Genomic DNA, 20884 nt, shown 5'->3' with positions numbered 1-20884 from the left:
TCGCCTTCGCTATGAGTGAAAGTACAAGAAGGGATTGAGTTACCGCTATAAAGCTGTGTTGAGGTCGAAATTTTTAAGAGGAAACAATGTTTAAAAGATTGATCGGGCTTGCGGTGGCTACTATGTTGTTGACATTCGGGTTGATTGTTAACAGTGCAGCCGCAGTGGAACTAAGCGAAGCAGTGCGAACAGTACCGCTGAATGATCAAGGTGATACCACTGTGCTGAGCCTCAAACAAGTCCAAGAAGGTAAACGCTTATTTAACTATGCTTGTGCGCAGTGTCACGCAGGAGGTGTAACTAAGACAAACCAGAACGTAGGGCTTGATCCTGAAACTCTTGCTTTAGCAACACCATCCCGCAACAACATTGAGGGACTTGTAGATTATATGCATAACCCCACCACCTATGATGGTGAAGAAGAAATTGCGGAGTTGCATCCTAGCACCAAAAGTGCGGATATTTACCCAGCAATGCGCAATCTCACTGAAGATGACTTAACGGCGATCGCCGGTCATGTTCTGCTGCAACCAAAAATTGTGGGCGATCGCTGGGGCGGCGGCAAGATTTACTATTAAAATCTTGTCAAGCTAAACCATACTAAAAGTCAGATGCATAAAACTTAAGCACTGTCAAGAAATGAGCGTTCAATTAGCTCACTAAATCTAGACAGTGAAGTTGAGGAGACAGGAGACAGAAGCAGTTAATCGCACTTTCTTTCTCCTAATCCTCTTTTACAGCAATGGTCAATGTTGTTGGAACACTATAGAAGTTCAGAGTCACTACCGAAATCTTGCTTTTAACCCTGATTTCTGACCTCTGAACCCTGACCTCTGTCATAATTATTCTTCAAGTTTTAGTCTAAATAAATGTTAAGTACAAGCTGTGTGCGCCGTTTAGTTATACTTTTGTCTATTGTTGTCGTTTCGTTGTTACAGATGACTCCCTCAGCGACTGCTGCAGGTATTGACCCTTATCTTGCTCGGTATTTGCGTCTGACAGAACCCATCGCCCTAGAAGTGGACGAACAAGGCGCTACTCGCGAGTTTTCCCTCGAAGAAATATCTCAAGGTAAAGTGCTGTTTGAAAACAACTGTTTAAACTGTCATGTAGGTGGTGCGACTCTTCCAGATCCTCAGACATCGCTTGCACTAGACAAGCTCAAAGGAGCAAACCCTCCGAGGGATAATGTCGGCAATCTCGTTGCTTTTCTGCGCCAACCTATGGTATATGATGGCTCGGAAGAAACGTACTGGTGTCGCCAAGTCCCAGAATCTTGGATGACTCAGGAGGAAGTAGAAAGCTTAGCCGCGTTTGTCCTTACAGCCGCACAGAAGGCTAGAGGATGGGGTACAGAAAGCTTTTAACCGCATTTTTTTGATTTTTTTTGATAATAAAAAATGTATCTATGACAACTCGTCGTACTTGGTGTTTGTTTTTATTTAAAATTAAATAGCGACAATAAACCTCTTTGGAGAAAACTATGAAATCTATTGCTGCAACTTTGCGGCGCTTCGGTACAGTTGTCTTAGCACTCGTACTCGTTGTCGGTAGCTTTGCGTTCTTTGCTCCTACAGCAGCAGCTGAAACTTACCAAGTTAAACTAGGCTCTGATAAAGGCATGTTAGTTTTTGATCCGGCAAAACTCACAGTCAAGCCTGGTGACACAGTTGAATGGATAAACAACAAAGTACCTCCCCATAACGTTGTCTTCGATGCAGCTAATAACCCTACTAAGAGTGCAGATCTAGCGAAAGGTCTGTCTCACAAGCAGTTGCTCATGACTCCTGGTCAACAAGTTAAAACGACCTTCCCAGAAGACGCACCCGCAGGCGACTATACCTACTACTGCGAACCTCACCGTGGTGCTGGGATGATTGGCAAAATTACCGTTGAAGGCTAATTATGCTGCTTGCGCGTTCAGTGGCATAAATTAAACCTGCCACATCGCTGTCGGTGCCTCAAGAGTCACAAAATCAACTCTTGGGGCATTTTGATTGCTGAATCAAGCCTGATGAGGAATGACTTGAAAAAATTACTATCGCTTGTCGTGCTAGCGATCGCCATTTTAATTTTTGGTGCAACGCACGCCGCTCTAGCAGAAACTAACGGTGCTAGAATCTTTCAAAATTACTGTTGGGCGTGTCATATGGGCGGTGGTAACGTGATTATTGCCTACAAAACCCTAAAGTTACCAGCCCTAGAAAAATATAAGATGAACTCAATGGCTGCGATTGTGAACCAAGTTCGTAATGGTAAAAGCGCTATGCCAGCCTTTAGAGGTCGATTGAGCGAGCGCGAAATTCAAGACGTTGCAGCCTATGTTCTGATCAAAGCTGATACAGGATGGTAAGGAAATCAGCCTCATGATTATACTTTGTACCATTAGTAGGTTACAGGGTAATCTAACTGCCGACTCGATATACGCAAATGTGCCTTTTGCAAGATCTCTATTCACCAGCCACTAGCCACTATCTACCGGTTACTTACTCTTAGTGAATTGCCAAATCCATCCACTAGTTAGAAGATATAAATTAAAAAATTGGTTATTGTGATTGCCAGTTTCTCACAACAAATTGCATGGTTCCTATTCGAGATAACAATCCTACGTCAATTACGCCTTATGTTACCTATGGGCTAATTGCTGCAAACGTTCTTGCTTTCTTATACGAAGCAAGTTTGCCTCCACAACAACTTGATGCTTTTTTCCATTTAGCTGCAATTGTACCGCGTGAGTTGTCCGCCAGCTTGGCTGGAATTCCGGTAAATCAGCCTGTACCAGAGTGGGCAACATTAATTACATCGCAGTTCCTCCACGGTGGTCTTCTACACTTAGGAGGCAATATGCTGTTCTTATGGATTTTTGGCAATAATGTCGAAGATCGTTTAGGACACTTTAAGTTTTTGTTTTTCTACCTAGTTTGCGGTGTTTTAGCAGGCTTAGCGCAGTGGTTCTTCTCTCAAGGTTCGACAGTGCCTTCTTTGGGTGCAAGTGGCGCGATCGCAGGTGTCATGGGAGCCTATATTATTCGCTTCCCAAAAGCTGAGGTATTGACGTTAATTCCTTTAGGATTTTACTTTCCTGCCGTGCGACTTCCGGCATTTTATTTTCTCGGTTTCTGGTTTCTCCAACAAGCTATTTATGGAGTTGCGAGTTTAGAAGCCCGCACAAATATCGGTATGGAAAGCGGTGGTATTGCTTACTGGGCGCACGCTGGTGGTTTCGTGTTTGGAGCAATTTTAGGTCCAGTATTAGGCTTATTTAAAGACGATTCGCAGCAAGAATATCTCTAAACATAAAATAGAACTCTTGCAAAAGTCGAAAAATTATGAATGTCATTCCCAGCGGAATGTAATGTAGCGCAGAATCTCGCGAGATGTTTCGCTTGGCTCAACATGACAGTTTAAGTACTTTTGCAAGAAGTCTAATGTAAAGGAAACCGTTTTCCTTTTACTTCTGTAAGCAAATTTGAGAAAACACTATAGAGAATAGCTGTTGCAATTGTTGCAGATAGAGAGCATCACAAATAACAAATATATACTCGCTAGCAACAAAGAGGTTAGCTTTTAGTTATTATGACTAAATAGTGGTGGTAAAGGGGCAGACGATACATTAGCATTTGTATTTGACGAATAGGAAGCAAATCTGTGGTACCACTGCGAGATAATAATCCAACATCGATCACGCCCTATGTAACTTATGCGATCGTTGGAGCAAACATATTTATTTTCTTATATCAAGCAACGCTTTCACCGCAAGAACTACAAGCATTCTTTAGCCGCGCAGCAGTCGTGCCATGTCAATTATCCTCAACCTGTCCTGTGCCTGTAGCTCAAGGAATACCAGAATGGTTGACTTTAGTAACATCACAATTTTTGCACGGCGGTCTCCTGCATTTAGGAGGCAATATGTTATTTTTGTGGGTTTTTGGTAATAATATTGAAGACCGTTTAGGTCATCTCAAATTTTTCATTTTTTATATCAGTTGTGGCGTTTTAGCTGCATTGGCGCAGTGGTTTTTCTCGCAAAATTCTGGGACTCCAATGGTGGGTGCGAGTGGTGCGATCGCAGGTGTTATGGGCGCATACATCCTCCGCTATCCTAAAGCCCAGGTGTTAACTTTGATTCCTTTAGGATTTTTCATCACAACATTTCGCATCCCTGCCTATTTTTTCCTTGGATTTTGGTTTGTTCAGCAAGCGTTTTATGGTTTAGTTAGCTTACCTGCACGCACAAATGTTGGTATGGAAGGGGGTGGTGTTGCTTATTGGGCACACGCGGGAGGTTTTGTTTTTGGAGCAATCTTAGGTCCAATGTTAGGGTTAATGCGGCGTGATTAGCACGTACATCGCAATAGAGATGCCCTCCGACTGGCATCGGGGCTACCAAAACAAAGTGTGACAACCGCACACTAAAATAAGAGTTTTATTGGTTAAGTCCACAGCCGTGGGCTTTATTTATCTGGCAACAAATTTATTCGCTAAGCATTCAGACAACACCTTCAAATGAATGTAAATCGCACAAGGCAAATTGCTAGCATTGTAGAAAAACGCCGTCCTTTAGCAGAAAAAATTACCACAGTAGTCGCAAATCTAGAAACTCTTGCTCAAACCCTGCGAGAACTTGAAGCGCATCGCCAACGTATTCTCACAAAAGTTGATGATGTGAATAGCTGGGGACGTTTACAGGAAATCGATCTTTCATCGATACAGAGTCACATTGCAGCGGAACTACAAGCACTAAGACAACTTCAGCAACGTTTTGCGCGTGATACGCTGAATATTGGTGTAGTTGGACGCGCTCGACAAGGTAAGAGTCGCTTACTACAAAGCTTGACAGGACTTACTGCTGCCGAAATTCCTGATGGCGATCGCCAACACTGTACAGGTGTTCGCAGTACAATCCACCATAATCCTAGTATCGATGTTTATGGCGAGGTTTGGTTTCATTCTGAGCGATCATTTTTAGATGAAGTAATTGCGCCCTATTATGAACAGCTACGGCTAGGAACTAAACCAATTACCCTAGCTGAATTCACTAATAATCCGTTACCATCCTTACCCCGCGAACTTCCTGGCTACGCTGAACCAGGAGCAATGCACGAACATTTAGGAAGGTATCACGCCCATATCGACAAGTACCGTCACTTACTGCGATCGCCTTCTCCACAAAGAATCTCAAGATCAGAAATTCGCGAATATGTTGCCCAAGATACAACTGATGGTCAACGCGTGTTTTTCAATTATCTCGCAGTCCGTGAAGTTAAAATTGTTTGTACCTTCCCGCATGCGGATGTCGGACAAATTGCCTTAGTTGATATGCCAGGATTAGGCGATACTGGCGTTGGTGATGCTGAACGACTTGTTAAAACGCTAGGAAACGATGTCGATGTGGTGTTATTTGTGCGCATGCCAAAATCCTCCGGCGACTACTGGGCGGATGTTGATGTGCGGTTGTATGATACTGCACGCGCTGCATTAGTTGACTTGCCACTCGAATTGTGGTCGTTTATGGTGCTAAATCGCACTGATGCTCACTCAAAAAATGGGGATAACTCCAATAACTGTCAAGATTTAGCCGACACATTAACCGAAAAACATTTGAAAGTGGTTGATTGTGTTATTGCTAATTGTGCGGATGCTAATGCAGCCAATCAAGTTTTAGATCAAATTCTTGACTATTTAGCAGCACATATTACGACTTTAGATCAGCAGTATGCAACATCATGCCAAGAGCGATTAAATAGACTTCAGCAGACAGTAACCCTTGAGTTAGAGAAAGCGAATAAAGCTTTAGCGCAGGTAACAGTAGGTGATAGCTGGTTTCCTTTATTTGTTGAGTTATTTGAGCGCTTGTGGAATGAACTCACAAGTGGTTTAGAAGCACTGCTACGACATCTTAAAGCGCAACGCAATGAACAGAATATTGATTTTAAACAACAAGTAGCCGCAGCAATTGCAGCGTGTCGTCAAGATACAGGAATTCCTGAACTTGAACAAATTGAAAAACGGCGCGATCGCACAGGTGGTTATCCTAATGCTTACTATCAATACTTACATGAAATTCGCGCTCATCTGTCACAGCATTTTTTAGCTTTGGATGTTGGTTTGCAGCGATCGCTTATACGAGTGAAATCGCAAGTTGCGGATGTTTTAATTCATCAAGGGCGTTTGGGTGACATCACACCTGCAACAGGTGTAGAATTTCTCCAGGAAATTGCCCAACAGCTACCCGAATCTTTACCGAAGCTACGACTGGGGTTTCAAATTTTGGCTGAATTTGAGATTTCCTATCGAGGGCTAATTCAACACCGGATTCGCAAACATTTAGATGGGTTAACTCCTGATGAAACAACGCTGCAACTTTCTAAATCACCCACTGCAAAAGAAATCTTCTCTAACTTAAAAACACTGCATGCAGAAGCTGTATACGGTTGCGAAACAGCGTTAGAAGACTTACTGAGTGAACCAAGTTTAGCTGCATTTGCCATTGTTGAAGAGTTTGTCGATCGCATTCTGCGCGCTGAAGGTGCAAAATCAGAGTGGCGGATCTTTTTGGAAGAAGTTAGGGCGCAAGTTTGGCAAACAGAGTTTACTGCGTTGGGCGATCGCACGCGACTGCGGCGTGAATGGGTAGATGCGATCGCGCAAGCTACCGCAGCAAATCAATCGAATGCTATGCAATTTTTGAATTAAAGTCAGAGCGATCGAATGCACGAAATTAAAATTACTATGTTAGGTCCTAGTGGGGTGGGTAAAACGACATTACTCACGGCAACTTATGAGCAATTTGAAAGCAATATTGGTAAAACGGATTTACAACTGACTCCTGATGAAGAAAGTTCTGCAATTCTGCAAGAAAGATTGGTGGAACTTAAGACTTTACTTGACGATTTTGAAGCAACTGGGGGAATTCAAGGAACTGAGGGCGAACCTGAAGAGTTGCGATCTTTTATTTTTGGTTTAGGGCAAAAAGGGCAAAAGCCTTCTTTACAATTACATTTTCAAGATTACCCTGGTGGATATCATGCTGCAAAAGCAACAACAGAAAAAAGGCAATTTGTCAAGAATTTGCTGACTGATTGTGTTGCAGTTCTGATTGCGATTGATGCGCCTGCTTTGATGGAACAAAACGGCAAATGGCATGAGTTGATTAATCGTCCGCAACAGATGACTGACTTATTTAAAACTGCATATCAAGATTTAGATTCACCGCGATTAGTGATATTTGCACCAGTTAAATGTGAAAAATATCTCCAAACTGAAGCCTCGGCTAAAGAACTATTGCAGCGAGTTAAAGAAGGATACAGCCGCTTAATTGACTTATTTAATTCAGCTAATTTGTTACCTAAAGTTGCTGTCGTCGTTAATCCTGTACAAACGGTAGGTAGTGTTGTTTTTTCTAGAATAGATACTAATAGTAGCACCCCGCATTTTCGCTTTCGTAAAATTAGTCATGATGCTGTATATAATCCTCAAGATAGCGAACAACCCTTGCGGTATTTACTGCGGTTTATTTTAAAGTTGCATATTGATACGCGATCGCGTAGTTGGGGCTTATTTAGTTTTCTTCGCGATTGGCTAGGAAGAGATTATCATCTCAAGCAAGCTGTGAGTCAATTTGCTAGTGAATGTAAAACAAATAACGGCTTCGCCTTGTTGCAAGGAGAAGACTTATTAAAAATTAGCTAGGGCGTGTAAAAATTTGGATTTCAAGAACTATGAATATTTACGTCCAAAGTCGCGGTGATGCGCCAGATGATGATTATTGCTGGCAGCCTGAAGTTCCCTATATTCTTAAAAAAAATCGCATTAACGAATTGATTCAGAGTGAATCACCATCAGTTATTTTAGCTCGTTTTGATGGTGCTTTATTGTTACTTGTCACCGGTTTAGAATCAAGTGAAAGAAAAGATTTTCAAGGACGTACTATCCGTAATTCTGTTGCTTGGGTAGGTGAAGATACAGAATCAAATGAAATAAAGTTACGCGCGATCGCATCTTGCGCTTTACGTGACGAATTGCGAGAAAATTTAAGAACAGAAATTGACCATGCTGTAACTTTTGGTGGCGATTATGGATTTCAAGTGAACTTTGATGTACTAACTCATTTAGCTATTGAAGAAGTTATTAATGTTTATAATTTTCCGGCTAATTTAGACAAAAAACTTGGCAAAAATTCAAAGCAGCAACGCGATGAACTAGCATACGAACTCGAACAACATAATCTACCAAGAGAGAATGCTCCTTTATTAGTTGTTACAGGGATTAAATCTGAATCAACTTTAATTCAAGCTGGAGTTTGGCGAGGATTATCTAATCTTGTGCAAGCAGGAGGTTGGAAAGACCCTTATAAAAAAAGTTACCCATCCGAAAAAACACTTGCGAACAGTCACCAGGAAGATCAGAAAAACAATAACGTAATATTACTAATTTTATTACTTGTCGGGATAGCGATCGCCATCTTACTTTTATTTCTAGTTGCTGAAACTAAATTACAGTCGCAACCAGAACTTAAACCAACTTCTCAATATATTTCTTATAGATTAAATAAATTGATTATTCTGAACTGATGCTCTTCGACTAAAATCGGAACTACTCAAGCAAAGTGCACCTTCGTACACTAAAATGAAGATTTTAATAATACGTCCATGTAGGTGAAAATTTTATTTAATAGTGGGTAAAAGCTAGTTTTTATAAAAGGATAGAAAAATGTTATTAGAACTAAAAAAACTAAGCGTTCCGCCAGGACAGCACGTGTTATTTCATGAAGTCAGTTGGCAAGAGTTTGAGCTGATTTTAGATGAGTTAGGAGAACATCGCTCAGCACGAGTTGCTTATGATAATGGGACTTTGGAGATTATGACGCCCCTACCAGAACACGAGGCAGCCAAAGAAATTATTGGCGATTTAGTCAAAGCTCTATTAGAAGAATTAGATATTGAATTCTTAACGCTTGGCTCAACAACTTACAAAAATCAAGCAATGCTTAAAGGTATTGAACCAGATCAATGTTTTTATATTCAAAATGAGCTAGCAATTCGCGGTAAGAAACGCCTTGATTTAACTGTCGATCCTCCACCTGATTTAGCATTAGAAATTGATATTACTTCTCGGACGCATCCAAATATTTATCAAGCACTTGGGGTTCCTGAACTGTGGCGCTTTGAGCAAGGCAAATTACAAATTAATTTACTCCAAGCTGGTAAATATATTGTCTCACCAAACAGCATGAATTTTCCAAACATACCTCTAGTTGAGGCAATTCCTCAATATTTAGAGCAAAGTAGAACTGCGGGGAGAAATACCACAATGAAAGCTTTTCGCCAGTGGGTGAGAGTTGCGGGCGATAGTTAATAAAAACCTTTTACTATTTATTCAGGTTGCTGCTAAGTTTTCATAGGTGCAGCTAGCACTTTATCAACGCGATTACCATCCATATCAACAACTTCAATTCGCATCCCTTGCCATTCAAAGTAGTCAGAAGCTGTGGGAATGCGCCCAAGATGGGTAATCACAAAACCACCTAAAGTTTGATAACTACCGCGATGTTCTGCAGGGATTTCTTTAATTGCAAAAAGTTCAAAGAATTCATCGATTGATAACATACCATCCAGCAGCCAAGAACCATCTTCGCGTTGTACGGCTTGGGGTTCTTCTTGATTGTCGTCGGAAGGAACATCACCAACAATTTCAATCAGAATGTCATTGAGTGTGACTAATCCTTGAATCACTCCGTATTCATCAACAACAAGGGCAATATGCGTCCCAGTTTGCTTAAACATTTCCAAAACTTTCAACCCACGAGTACTTTCTGGCACAAACACGGGCTGACGCAGCGAAACGGTTAAATCTAAGGGTTGGTTTGACAAGCAACGGGCAAGTAAGTCACTGACAGGCACAATTCCCAGAACGTTATCTAGCCCTCCTTGACATACAGGAAAGCGCGAGTGACCGCCATCGATAATTCTATGACGATTTGCTTCAAGAGAGTCTTCCAAATCAAGCCAGACAATCTCAGGACGAGGTGTCATCAATGCACTTACAGGGCGATCGCCCAGCCGAAAGACACGCTCAACCATATCTTGTTCAGCAACTTCAAAGGTTCCCGCCTCAGTACCTTGTTCGATTAAAACTTTAATTTCTTCTTCAGTTACCAGCGGTTCAGTTGAAGGACCAATTCCTAAAATACGTAAAACAAAATCAGTCGAAGCACTCAAAAAATAAACAGCCGGAGAAACCATCGCCGCGATCGTACGCATGGGCATTGCAATATTGGCAGCAATTCGTTCAGGGCTATGTAATGCTAGGCGCTTCGGCACAAGTTCGCCGATAATTAGGGAAAGATACGTAATAGTTAAGACGACAATAGCTAATGCGATCGCTTGACTATACGGCGCAAGCCCAGGAATTTGCTGGAGATAATTTGCGAGATTTGTGGCGATCGTCGCCCCGCCAAAAGCACCTGTAAGAACCCCAATCAGTGTAATTCCCACCTGCACTGTTGATAAAAAGTTATTCGGCGATTCGGCAAGTTTTAATGCCGCTCGTGCTTTAGCATTACCTTCATTTGCCAATTGTTGCAACCGTGCTTTACGTGAGGAAACGACCGCTATTTCTGACATAGCAAATATGCCATTAGCGACGATCAGCAGAAAAATGATCAGAATTTCAAAGTTCATGGAGGAAACTTAGAGGAGCTAGGAGCGAGGAGCGAGGGACGTTAGCGCAGCGGGACGAAGTCCGGAGCGAGTGAATCATAAATGTCATTATTATGTCTGAGTTGTCAAGTCGTGGGAAGAGAAAACTGATCAACATTCTGAGTTGACTCAAGATTGGTCTTGTTATACCAATTTTAAAAATGATTGCAATTGATCATAGCTATTAAATCTTAAATCTCCTCTGCACCTGAAGCCCCCCTGCTCAAGCCAGTTTGACGCCACTTGCTACAACGGGGGACACCCCCAAGGGCGCAGTGGCTCACGCGGAGTTCTACAGGGCGCGGGAACCTCCGCAACGAATCCGCTCCTCAATGGGGAAATCCCCGCACGAAAAAAGCGGCTCCTCTGCTTAGCCGTAGCAACATCGAAAACAAAACAGTATAGAGTAGGGAAATCCAACCCTTGCTCATAAAATACCATCGCGTCAGGGACTCTAAAATAGTCAAAGAACGTATGTTCAGCGCATTGTGTTAAGCAGAAGACATCAATAAGACAGCGGAAGCTATGGCATTTTTTTCCATTGTTCGTGCTTTGGGGCGATCGCCGCTCACAACAGAAATTTTAGCTAAACTTGAGCGACAGCGCGTCTGTCGTTTAAACGGCATTCCTCGCCTTCCTAAAGGATTGGTGGCTTCAGCTTTGGCACAAGAGGCGCAATCGCATCTTTTGGTTGTGTGTTCCACCCTCGAAGACGCCGGACGCTGGACAGCACAGCTTGAAGCAATGGGCTGGCAAACAACACATTTTTATCCGACTTCTGAAGCTTCTCCCTACGAACCATTTGACCCTGAAACGGAAATGACGTGGGGACAAATGCAAGTTTTAGCAGATTTAATTAGAGGTAATGGGTCATCGGTAACAGGTAATGGGCAAGAACAATCACCAATGGCAATTGTCGCGACTCAGGCGGCGTTGCAACCACATTTACCACCCTTGGAAGCGTTTCAGCCGTATTGTTTGAGCGTGACGCAGGGGATGGAGTTAGATCTAGATGATTTTGGTGACAAACTAGCACAGTTAGGCTACGAACGAGTACCGCTCGTAGAAACTGAAGGACAATGGAGTCGGCGCGGAGATATTGTCGATGTGTTTCCGGTGGCTTCCGAGTTACCCGTGCGTTTAGAGTGGTTCGGGGATGAAATTGAACAAATTCGCGAATTTGACCCAGCTACACAGCGATCGCGTAGTTCTAATGGCAGTGCTTTAGATAAAATCGATTCACTGGTACTCACTCCGACAACTTTTGCACCGATTATCATTTCCGCCTTAGCTGACAAGAAGCAACAAGTCAATACCTACTTATCACCAGAAGAACAAGAACAATTTGAGACAAATCACACTTTAGAAGGTAGCCGTCGCTTCTTAGGTTTAGCCTTTGATAAACCTGCATCTTTACTTGATTATTTGCCTGAAAATACACTCATTGCCATTGACGAAATTGAACAAAGTCAAGCGCATAGCGATCGTTGGGTAGAAAACGCAGAGGAACAGCACGCTGCACTCAGTCATTTACCGCGCATTCATCGTGCTTTTGAGGAATCCCTAGCAACCGCCAGCAACTTTCGCCAACTCCATCTCTCAGAACTTGTCGTAGAAGAAAATTCCGCACCTACAGCCATCAATCTCGCTAGTCGTCCTGTACCCGTAACACCGCATCAATTTGCCAAGATTGCTGAGACAATTCGCACTGAACGCGATCGCGGTTTTTCGGTATGGTTAGTTTCAGCGCAGCCTTCTAGATCTGTTTCGCTATTACAAGAACACGATTGTCCTGCACAGTTTATTCCCAATCCGCGCGACTTTCAAGCAATTGATAAGCTGCAAATATCGCACACGCCGGTCGCTTTGAAGTATTCGGGTTTAGCCGAACTCGAAGGCTTTATTTTACCAACGTTCCGACTCGCACTCGTGACAGATCGCGAGTTTTTCGGTCAGCATACTTTAGCAACACCAAGTTATGTTCGCAAGCGCCGTCAAGCTACATCGAAGCAAGTTGATTTAAATAAGCTACGCCCTGGCGATTATGTTGTCCATCGCAATCATGGTGTTGGAAAGTTTCTCAAACTCGAAAGCTTAACTCTCAATAAAGAAACCCGCGAATATATTGTTATTCAATATGCTGATGGTTTATTGCGCGTCGCCGCCGATCAACTCGGATCGTTATCGCGATTTCGCAGTACAACTGAGTCACCCCCACAATTAAACAAAATGACGGGGAAAGCGTGGGCGAATACTAAAAATCGCGTTCGCAAGGCAATTAAGAAACTTGCTGTTGACTTGCTGAAATTATACGCCGCGCGATCGCAACAACAAGGCTTAGCATATCCCCCCGATCAACCTTGGCAAGAAGAACTTGAAGATTCGTTTCCGTACCAACCGACAACAGATCAGCTAAAAGCGGTACAAGACGTTAAACGCGATATGCAAAGCGATCGCCCGATGGATCGTTTGGTTTGTGGTGATGTCGGTTTTGGGAAAACTGAAGTGGCGATCCGCGCCATTTTTAAAGCTGTCACTGCGGGTAAACAAGTCGCCCTACTTGCACCGACGACGATTCTCACACAGCAGCATTACCACACGCTCAAAGAACGTTTTGCCCCCTACCCAATTCAAGTGGGTTTACTCAATCGCTTCCGCACTGCTGAAGAACGCCGCGATATTCAACGCCGCCTCACTACAGGAGAATTAGATGTTGTTGTGGGTACGCATCAGCTACTCGGTAAAGGTGTAAACTTCCGCGATTTAGGTTTATTAGTAGTAGACGAAGAACAGCGCTTTGGCGTCAATCAAAAAGAGAAAATTAAGTCACTCAAAACGCAAGTTGACGTTTTAACGCTGAGTGCAACTCCGATTCCACGCACTTTATATATGTCGCTGTCAGGAATTCGCGAGATGAGTTTGATTACAACACCACCCCCAACGCGTCGTCCAATTAAAACGCATTTAGCACCGTATGATTCAGACTCGGTACGCAGTGCAATTCGCCAAGAACTCGATCGCGGCGGACAGGTGTTTTATGTTGTTCCGCGTGTGGATGGTATCGAAGAAACGGCGACAAAATTACGGGAAATGATTCCAGGAGGCAGAATTGCGATCGCTCACGGGCAAATGGATGAAGGCGAACTTGAATCAACGATGCTCACGTTTAGCAACGGCGAAGCAGATATTTTAGTTTGTACCACAATTATTGAATCGGGATTAGATATTCCCAGAGTCAACACAATTTTAATTGAAGATGCACACCGTTTTGGATTGTCGCAACTTTACCAGCTACGCGGTCGTGTCGGTCGTGCGGGGATACAAGCCCATGCCTGGTTATTTTACCCGAAGCAACGCGCCTTATCGGATGCAGCACGGCAACGTTTACGCGCAATTCAAGAATTTACGCAACTCGGTTCAGGTTATCAACTGGCGATGCGCGATATGGAAATTCGCGGTGTGGGTAATTTACTCGGTGCAGAGCAATCGGGTCAAATGGATGCAATTGGTTTTGATTTATACATGGAAATGCTCGAAGAAGCAATTCGCGAGATTCGCGGACAAGAAATTCCCAGTGTTGATGATACGCAAATCGACCTCAACCTCACCGCATTTATTCCCACCGACTATATTCTCGATATGGATCAAAAAATGAGTGCCTATCGCGCCGTCGCTGCGGCAAAAACGAAAGAAGAATTAACACAAATAGCAGCAGAGTGGAGCGATCGCTACGGTACGATTCCGAGTGGTGCCAATCAACTGTTGCGGGTGATGGAACTCAAACAAGTTGCTAAATCTTTGGGATTCAGCCGCATTAAACCTGAAGGAAAGCAACACATAATTTTAGAAACTCCAATGGAAGAACCCGCGTGGAATCTACTTGCAGCCAACTTACCCGAACACTTGCGATCGCGTTTTGTCTATTCCCCTGGTAAAGTTACTGTACGCGGTTTAGGTGTCCTCAGCGCTCATCAACAACTCGAAAACCTGATTGACTATTTAAGTAAAATGCAAGGCGCACTGCCCGAACCTGTACTGACATGAATTGGGAATTGGTCATTGGTAACTGGTAATCGGAAAGACTATTTATTTCTCCATTCCCTGTCACCGACCCATTACCAAACCTTCTTGACTTCTCATCGGTGAATTGCGGTTATTGATAGCAAGTCTTAGTAAATTTATGATACGCTTTCAACTGAAAAATGCCTTCTGTGTCGATGCTACAATGCAGACAGCGTATTGTTAAGCGGGTACAATGCAAGAAATTGAGGTAATCGGCACAATCGACGAGCAAGGACAATTGCTGCTGCTGCAACCGCTTAACTTCAGTAAGCACGTCAAAGTTCTTGTGCGAATCACCTTACTTGATGAGGATGTTGATTCAGACTTTGACCCACAGACAGACTCCAAAGCTCAAATTTTAGCTGACTTAAAAGAGTCATTCCGTCAAGCCGAAGCTGGAGAAACCTTCCCCATTTCTGAACTTTGGCATGGCATTGATGTCTGATTCTCTTGAATCTCTGGTACAACTTACATTCACGAGTCTGTTCAAACGTCGTCTTAAAGGACTCGCCAAACGCTACCGTCGAATCCAAACAGATATTCAACCTGTCTTGGACAATTTGCATCTGGCTAATTTCATCGGCGAACAAGTTTCAGGGACAAAGTACACTGTCTATAAAGTTCGTGCTAGAAATAGTGATGCTCAATCCGGTAAAAGTGGTGGTTATCGTCTAATTTATCAAATCGAATCTCCTGCGAGTGTCATTCTCCACCTAATTTATGCCAAATCTGAACAAGCCACTATTACTGCCGAAGAAATTCAACAGCTAATTGAGTCATACCAAGAATGTAAAAATGATTAGGACATTGACTGTGTAAACGCTTACACTGTAGCTGCCGAGTGAAGAGATCGCTAACTCCCCATATCTAAAATTTCTCTAATTACAAATTACAAATTAGTGTTGACTTCTCATCAGCAAGCTGAGATTATTAGAATTAATTATCATTAAAATATCCTGTAATCTCCTCGTCTCCGATGAGCCTCGACCTCACTGCACAGCAGGTAGATGAAATCTTAACGGAAGCTAAGCAAGATTGTCCTCCCGCTACCTCGATTGATGGTCTAGAAACGATTCATACTGTGCCGTTGCAGTTGGGTAGTGGCTACGCTCAAGTAATGGAGCTATATCCTGATTTAGAACTGTGTATTTTTCATGAAACCTATAAAGATCTAACAGTTCGAGAGATAGAAAATCAGCATTTAGTGCAGTTCAAAGTGCAGTTATCAGGAGTGGAAGATAGTAGCGATCATGTGTTAATCGATGCCAAGCGCAGCTACATTGGCGGTAGTGGCATTCAACGCCGCCTAACGGTCTTCACGCCGCGATCGCAACCCAATATTGGAGTCGGAATTCATATGCAGCCGTACTTGTTGAGGCAATTTTTTGCAGCACCGACAGGAGAACTCCCCGCCGAATTAAAACCATTGGTGCGAGGAGACGATTGGCAACAAGTATTTTCGCCGAAAACAACCGAAGCAATGCGATTAGTCGTACAGCAGATCATCGACTGTCCATTTTTGGGAACAACCAAGCGGGTGTATTTGCAGGGTAAAGTGTTTGAGTTGATGGCACTTCAGCTAGAAGGCGTTGTGGACACTTCCGCTATGGGGAGGTTGCACCAGCAACAGACAGCATCAGCCCTCAAACCCAGCACGATCGCCCGAATTTATCATGCGGCAGAAATTTTGCGATCGCATCTAGAACATCCCCCTTCACAAATCGAACTCGCGCAGCAAGTAGGAGTTGGTCATTGTACGCTGCATAAAGGGTTTCGCTCGCTGTTTGGACTCACGCCCTTTGCTTATCTCACTCAGCAGCGGATGAAACAGGCTGAACGCTTGTTACGGGAACCTTACTCTACAGTAGCTGAAGTGGCAAATCGTGTCGGCTATGCAAACCCTGCTCAGTTTGCCGCAGCGTTTAAGCGTCACTTTGGGATCACTCCCAGCGATTGCATCCGTGGTAGAAAAATTGCTTTCTGAATCAAAAAATCTTGAAAATAGAATCTTGGGGTGATGGTGTAGGTTTGGAGTAGATTTGGCGATCGCCTTCTGCTTACACTCAGTTCTACATAAATAAGAACTCTTTGCAATTGAGAGAGCCGAGTGAACTGGGTGAGGACGAATATGGCGATGAGTCAGGTTTGGGTAACGGTTCAATGCGTATTGGCACTAAGCTTGTTGGGTGCTGCAATCAATGTAGAGATACCAGCCAGGGCGCAGGAAGTACCACAGTTAAGTGAAGAACAACCTGCAACTACTGTCGAAGCCTCGCCGGTGCAAATTACTGGAGTACGGGTAGAGACGACCGAGGCGGGCTTGCAAGTGGTGCTAGAAACAGCAAGCGCTCTAGAAGTCCCTGAAACTCGAATCGTCGGCAACACTCTAATTGCAGAGATTCCGAATGCGGCGGTCGAAGAGTTTTCGCAAATAGATCCAATTGAGGGCATTGCGTTGGTGCGCGTGACAAGTTTGCCAGATAGTCAAGTGCAAGTAGCGATTACAGGAACCGATGCGCCACCTGCTGTGGAAGTGCGATCGCTTACGCCAGGATTGGTGTTGGCGGTGACGTTGGGTGAGGCTGATACAGCAGAAGACGATGCAATTGAAATTTTAGTGACAGGTGAACAAGAGGAAGGTTATCGTGTCCCCGATGCCAGTGTGGGAACCAGAACCGATACACCTTTACGTGATATACCTCAATCGATTCAGGTAATTCCGCAGCAGGTGCTAGAAGAACAGCAAGTGACAACCTTAAATGAAGCACTGCGAAATGCCCCTGGGGTGATTCAAACCGCACCAAGTTACTATAATCAATTTGCCACATTTACAATTCGAGGATTTGAAGCTGCCGACAGTACGGGTAATTTCACCAGGAATGGATTTAATTATTCATTTGGGGGTGGTGTATCAGGAAATTTCGCTAACATCGAACGAATCGAAGTTCTCAGAGGTCCTGCTTCTGTTCTGTTTGGTAGGGGTAATCCTGGCGGTACAATTAACATCGTGACTAAGCAGCCGCTTGCTGAACCCTTTTACTCGGTTGAAGCCACAATCGGTAGCTATAACTTCTACCGAGGCGCGATTGATTTAACAGGTCCACTCAATGATGAAAGCACAATCCGATATCGATTAAACGCATCTTATGAGAATGCAGATAGTTTTGTTGATTTTTTAAATCGAGAGAATCCGTTTTTATCGTCTGCATTCAGTTTTGACCTGGGAAGAAACACAACGCTGACACTCGATGCAGAATATAACAAAGTCAATCAAAACGATGATAATGCGCTTCCGGCAATTGGCACTGTATTACCGAACGTCAACGGCGAGATACCACGTAACCGCAACAGTGGAGAAGAAAACACCTTCTACGGTCCAGAAGTTTTTAGAGTTGGGTATAACTTAGAGCATCGAGTCAATGAAAACTGGTTATTGCGCAATGCCTTTTACTATGGGCATTTTTATAACCGAGGGAGAAGCACATATTTTAATAGAGAACTCGATCCCGATCAACGCACGATACAGCGCGGCACTGGAGACCAGGATTATAAAGCAAGAGCTTATGAACTCACGACAAATATTGTCGGGAACTTCTCAACAGGTTCCATTCAGCATCAACTTTTGTTTGGAGTTGACCTAAGCCGACTTGATAACTATCTGTATAAGGCGCAGTACCGAGAAGCAGCACCGCTTGATCTGTTCAATCCAGTTTATGGATTATCAGCCAATGGTGCAATCTTAGAAGAAAGTGATAGTGCTGGCTTGACGGATTCTTTGGGTATTTATGTTCAAAATCAGGTGACATTAACGGAAAATCTCAAGTTATTGGTGGGCGGACGATTTGATGCTTTTGAGCAGACAAACAGAGATTTCCTCAACGATACCGAAGAATTTCAATCTGGAAATGCCTTTAGTCCGCGTGTGGGCATTGTCTATCAGCCAATTGAGCCGATTTCACTCTATGCCAGCTATAGTCGCTCATTTGCGCCAAGCATTGGTAGATCTGTTGATGGCGAGCAATTTCAGCCAGAACGCGGTACGCAGTATGAGATTGGGGTTAAAGCAGATATTAACGATAGAATTTCTGCAACGGTTGCGCTTTACGATCTGACTCGATCCAATGTCACGACTGACGATCTAAGCAGTCCAGGGTTTTCGATTCAAACAGGCGAACAAAATAGTCGTGGGATTGAATTGAACGTTGCAGGCGAAATTCTTCCTGGATGGAACATGATTGCAGGCTATGCTTATACCGATGCGCGGATTACAGAAGACAACACATTTGAAGTTGGTAATCGTTTGAATAATGTGCCAGAACATAGCTTTAATTTATGGACAAGCTACGAATTGCAACAAGGTGAATTGCAAGGACTAGGTTTGGGAGTAGGGTTTTTCTTTGTGGGCGATCGCCAAGGCGACTTAGACAATTCGTTTATCTTACCAAGCTATTTTCGTACAGATGCAGCTATTTTCTATAATCGCGGACAGTTTAGGGCAGCACTGAACTTTCGGAATTTGTTCAATGTGGCTTATTTTGAATCGGCTTATGATGATTTGAACGTTTTTCCAGCGGAACCGTTTACGGTGCAGGGAACGATTTCATGGGAGTTTTGAGTAATTAACTTATGAAAATCTCTCTACGTCGCTTCATCTATCTACTGCTTTTGGGAGTTTGCACCGCATCACTACTGGTCGCTTGCAACAACGTTAACAATACTCGCGGAACAAATTATCAGCCGCAAACGGAGAATTGCCGCGTTGTGAAACACACGATGGGTGAAACTTGCATTCCCCGCAATCCTCAGCGAGTTGTGACGCTGAGACCTGATACTTTCGTCAATAGCTGGGTATTGGGAATCAAACCTATTGGATCGGCTGATGAAATCGGCGCTCCACTTCCTCAATATCTTCAAGGTAAAGTGACTCAAGTACAGTCTGTTGGTAGCTATGATTCTCCTGAGTTAGAAAAGATTTTGCAACTTAAGCCTGACTTAATTTTATCTAACTCCTACATGGAAGCTATTTATGGACAGTTGTCACAAATTGCGCCTACAGTTGTATTGGACTATCCTTGGCCTCCGCTCGGTTGGAAGAAGCAACTAGAAGAACTGGCGCAGGTATTAGGTAAAGAAGACGTTAGTCAGCAATTGATGAATGATTATTCGCAGCGGATTGAGGCGCTCAAACAAGCTTTGGGCGTTGGCACAGCCTCTCCGAAGGAGAATCGCCGCCGCACTCTTAAGGTATCGGTTGCTGATATAACTGAAGACAGTCGATTTACAGCATACGGAGAAAAGCATTATTCGGGAACGGTTCTTAAAGATGTTGGATTGCAACGTCCGCGATCGCAAACGGGAGATTTGTTCTATATAGAAAATATTTCGGAAGAAACTATTCCTGATATTGATGGCGATGTTCTGTTTCTTGTACCTTTGGATTTTGATCAAACAAAATTGAAGAATTTGAAACAAAAACCCTTATGGCAACAACTCAACGTTGTTCAACGTAATCAAGTTTATTTAGTCGGCGAACATTGGCACGAATCAGATATTTTGGCAATTAATGCGATCATCGATGACTTGTTTAACTATCTCGTCAACACACCTTAAGCCATATTCAAAGTCACCCTTTTCATATGCTAATCCTGCCATCACTTTGAACGCCTTAAAAATCAACCTGCTGATAGCACTTGTTTACTCAAACAACTCAACACATTATCCAGCGAACAACACCAATCAGATAACGACCTTTGAGTACCTTGTAGACAAGCGGCATTTGCACTGTCATCGGATTCCACAGATAGAATATGACTAACTTAGTCTTAACATCAATTGATGAAAGTTTATCAGTATGACAGCAGTTATTTTGTCTAAACAGTACGTTGAACAACGTGAAGCAGGCTATTGGCTTTCTGGTAGTCGAGTTTCTTTAGATTCGATCGTTTAACTCGTTTGTTCGAGGTGAACTACCTGAGCAGATTGTGCAAAGTTTTCCGACGCTAACGCTTGAACAAGTTTATGGTGCGTTCGCGCAGCGTATGCAGAGCATAATCGCGTTTTATCTATCCAATCAAGAAGTGATAGACGCTTACTTAAGAGAGGGAGAGGCAAAGCTTCATCAA

General features: G+C 43.3%; 17 protein-coding genes. 16 read left to right on the top strand and 1 reads right to left on the bottom strand.

All coding sequences use genetic code 11. The features are described 5' to 3' along the window. Window positions 1–86: 86 nt before the first annotated feature. The 10 genes from psbV to CSQ79_RS22030 all read left to right on the top strand — a co-directional run bounded on the left by psbV (window position 87) and on the right by CSQ79_RS22030 (window position 9357). Entirely contained in the window at window positions 87–578 is a 492-nt protein-coding gene (gene psbV / locus CSQ79_RS22075) for a photosystem II cytochrome c-550 (protein WP_099703280.1), read from the top strand. 291 nt (window positions 579–869) lie between these two features. Further along, window positions 870–1367, top strand: a complete 498-nt coding sequence (gene psbV2 / locus CSQ79_RS22070; RefSeq protein ID WP_099703279.1) for a photosystem II cytochrome PsbV2 — start codon at window positions 870–872, stop codon at window positions 1365–1367. 116 nt (window positions 1368–1483) lie between these two features. Continuing rightward, complete coding sequence (gene petE / locus CSQ79_RS22065; protein ID WP_099703278.1) at window positions 1484–1903, top strand: plastocyanin; 420 nt, start codon at window positions 1484–1486, stop codon at window positions 1901–1903. Between the two features lie 111 nt (window positions 1904–2014). Next, the gene (gene petJ / locus CSQ79_RS22060) at window positions 2015–2353 is read left to right on the top strand and encodes a cytochrome c6 PetJ (RefSeq protein ID WP_502693954.1); all 339 of its coding nucleotides are present in this window, start codon (window positions 2015–2017) and stop codon (window positions 2351–2353) included. Window positions 2354–2580: 227 nt separating this feature from the next. Continuing rightward, complete coding sequence (locus tag CSQ79_RS22055; protein WP_099703277.1) at window positions 2581–3294, top strand: rhomboid family intramembrane serine protease; 714 nt, start codon at window positions 2581–2583, stop codon at window positions 3292–3294. A 354-nt stretch (window positions 3295–3648) separates the two neighbouring features. Beyond that, entirely contained in the window at window positions 3649–4341 is a 693-nt protein-coding gene (locus tag CSQ79_RS22050; protein WP_099703276.1) for a rhomboid family intramembrane serine protease, read from the top strand. Window positions 4342–4506: 165 nt separating this feature from the next. Continuing rightward, a complete protein-coding gene (locus CSQ79_RS22045) occupies window positions 4507–6696 on the top strand; it encodes a hypothetical protein (RefSeq protein WP_099703275.1) in 2190 nt (729 codons plus the stop codon). A gap of 15 nt (window positions 6697–6711) precedes the next feature. After that, a complete protein-coding gene (locus CSQ79_RS22040; RefSeq protein WP_099703274.1) occupies window positions 6712–7692 on the top strand; it encodes a hypothetical protein in 981 nt (326 codons plus the stop codon). A 29-nt stretch (window positions 7693–7721) separates the two neighbouring features. Next, window positions 7722–8573: a hypothetical protein gene (locus CSQ79_RS22035; protein ID WP_099703273.1), complete on the top strand. Its 852-nt coding sequence runs from the start codon at window positions 7722–7724 to the stop codon at window positions 8571–8573. A gap of 139 nt (window positions 8574–8712) precedes the next feature. Next, the gene (locus tag CSQ79_RS22030) at window positions 8713–9357 is read left to right on the top strand and encodes a Uma2 family endonuclease (RefSeq protein WP_099703272.1); all 645 of its coding nucleotides are present in this window, start codon (window positions 8713–8715) and stop codon (window positions 9355–9357) included. Between the two features lie 32 nt (window positions 9358–9389). Here the strand turns inward: CSQ79_RS22030 and CSQ79_RS22025 are convergent, their stop codons facing one another. Continuing rightward, the gene (locus CSQ79_RS22025) at window positions 9390–10682 is read right to left on the bottom strand and encodes a hemolysin family protein (RefSeq protein ID WP_099703271.1); all 1293 of its coding nucleotides are present in this window, start codon (window positions 10680–10682) and stop codon (window positions 9390–9392) included. Between the two features lie 543 nt (window positions 10683–11225). Here CSQ79_RS22025 and mfd point away from each other — a divergent pair. The 6 genes from mfd to CSQ79_RS21995 all read left to right on the top strand — a co-directional run bounded on the left by mfd (window position 11226) and on the right by CSQ79_RS21995 (window position 20372). Next, window positions 11226–14744 (top strand): transcription-repair coupling factor, encoded by a 3519-nt coding sequence (mfd, locus tag CSQ79_RS22020; RefSeq protein WP_099703270.1) that lies wholly within the window; start codon window positions 11226–11228, stop codon window positions 14742–14744. A 211-nt stretch (window positions 14745–14955) separates the two neighbouring features. After that, a complete protein-coding gene (locus CSQ79_RS22015) occupies window positions 14956–15207 on the top strand; it encodes a type II toxin-antitoxin system RelN family antitoxin (protein ID WP_099703269.1) in 252 nt (83 codons plus the stop codon). Continuing rightward, window positions 15200–15565, top strand: coding sequence for a type II toxin-antitoxin system RelE/ParE family toxin (locus CSQ79_RS22010; RefSeq protein ID WP_289501423.1), 366 nt, complete (start codon window positions 15200–15202; stop codon window positions 15563–15565). Before CSQ79_RS22015 ends, CSQ79_RS22010 begins: the two co-directional genes overlap by 8 nt. Before the next feature lie 173 nt (window positions 15566–15738). Further along, window positions 15739–16746 (top strand): helix-turn-helix transcriptional regulator, encoded by a 1008-nt coding sequence (locus CSQ79_RS22005; protein ID WP_099703268.1) that lies wholly within the window; start codon window positions 15739–15741, stop codon window positions 16744–16746. Between the two features lie 144 nt (window positions 16747–16890). Further along, window positions 16891–19377, top strand: a complete 2487-nt coding sequence (locus CSQ79_RS22000; protein ID WP_099703267.1) for a TonB-dependent siderophore receptor — start codon at window positions 16891–16893, stop codon at window positions 19375–19377. A gap of 11 nt (window positions 19378–19388) precedes the next feature. After that, window positions 19389–20372: an ABC transporter substrate-binding protein gene (locus CSQ79_RS21995; RefSeq protein WP_099703266.1), complete on the top strand. Its 984-nt coding sequence runs from the start codon at window positions 19389–19391 to the stop codon at window positions 20370–20372. Window positions 20373–20884 lie beyond the last annotated feature (512 nt).

The sequence above is a fragment of the Gloeocapsopsis sp. IPPAS B-1203 genome (genome assembly GCF_002749975.1).
Taxonomy (GTDB): Bacteria; Cyanobacteriota; Cyanobacteriia; order Cyanobacteriales; family Chroococcidiopsidaceae; genus Gloeocapsopsis.
The sequence above is the reverse complement of the archived record's forward strand: the minus strand, read 5'-3'. Positions and strand labels throughout refer to the sequence as shown.

Bases quoted from the DNA above. Each gene is read 5' to 3' on its own strand.
- CSQ79_RS22025 (WP_099703271.1), bottom strand. From the start codon at position 10,682: ATGAACTTTGAAATTCTGATCATTTTTCTGCTGATCGTCGCTAATGGC.
- CSQ79_RS22000 (WP_099703267.1), top strand. From the start codon at position 16,891: ATGGCGATGAGTCAGGTTTGGGTAACGGTTCAATGCGTATTGGCACTA.
- CSQ79_RS22010 (WP_289501423.1), top strand. From the start codon at position 15,200: ATGTCTGATTCTCTTGAATCTCTGGTACAACTTACATTCACGAGTCTG.
- petE (WP_099703278.1), top strand. From the start codon at position 1,484: ATGAAATCTATTGCTGCAACTTTGCGGCGCTTCGGTACAGTTGTCTTA.
- mfd (WP_099703270.1), top strand. From the start codon at position 11,226: ATGGCATTTTTTTCCATTGTTCGTGCTTTGGGGCGATCGCCGCTCACA.
- CSQ79_RS22040 (WP_099703274.1), top strand. From the start codon at position 6,712: ATGCACGAAATTAAAATTACTATGTTAGGTCCTAGTGGGGTGGGTAAA.
- petJ (WP_502693954.1), top strand. From the start codon at position 2,015: ATGAGGAATGACTTGAAAAAATTACTATCGCTTGTCGTGCTAGCGATC.
- CSQ79_RS21995 (WP_099703266.1), top strand. From the start codon at position 19,389: ATGAAAATCTCTCTACGTCGCTTCATCTATCTACTGCTTTTGGGAGTT.
- psbV (WP_099703280.1), top strand. From the start codon at position 87: ATGTTTAAAAGATTGATCGGGCTTGCGGTGGCTACTATGTTGTTGACA.
- CSQ79_RS22035 (WP_099703273.1), top strand. From the start codon at position 7,722: ATGAATATTTACGTCCAAAGTCGCGGTGATGCGCCAGATGATGATTAT.
- CSQ79_RS22015 (WP_099703269.1), top strand. From the start codon at position 14,956: ATGCAAGAAATTGAGGTAATCGGCACAATCGACGAGCAAGGACAATTG.
- CSQ79_RS22045 (WP_099703275.1), top strand. From the start codon at position 4,507: ATGAATGTAAATCGCACAAGGCAAATTGCTAGCATTGTAGAAAAACGC.
- psbV2 (WP_099703279.1), top strand. From the start codon at position 870: ATGTTAAGTACAAGCTGTGTGCGCCGTTTAGTTATACTTTTGTCTATT.
- CSQ79_RS22030 (WP_099703272.1), top strand. From the start codon at position 8,713: ATGTTATTAGAACTAAAAAAACTAAGCGTTCCGCCAGGACAGCACGTG.
- CSQ79_RS22055 (WP_099703277.1), top strand. From the start codon at position 2,581: ATGGTTCCTATTCGAGATAACAATCCTACGTCAATTACGCCTTATGTT.
- CSQ79_RS22005 (WP_099703268.1), top strand. From the start codon at position 15,739: ATGAGCCTCGACCTCACTGCACAGCAGGTAGATGAAATCTTAACGGAA.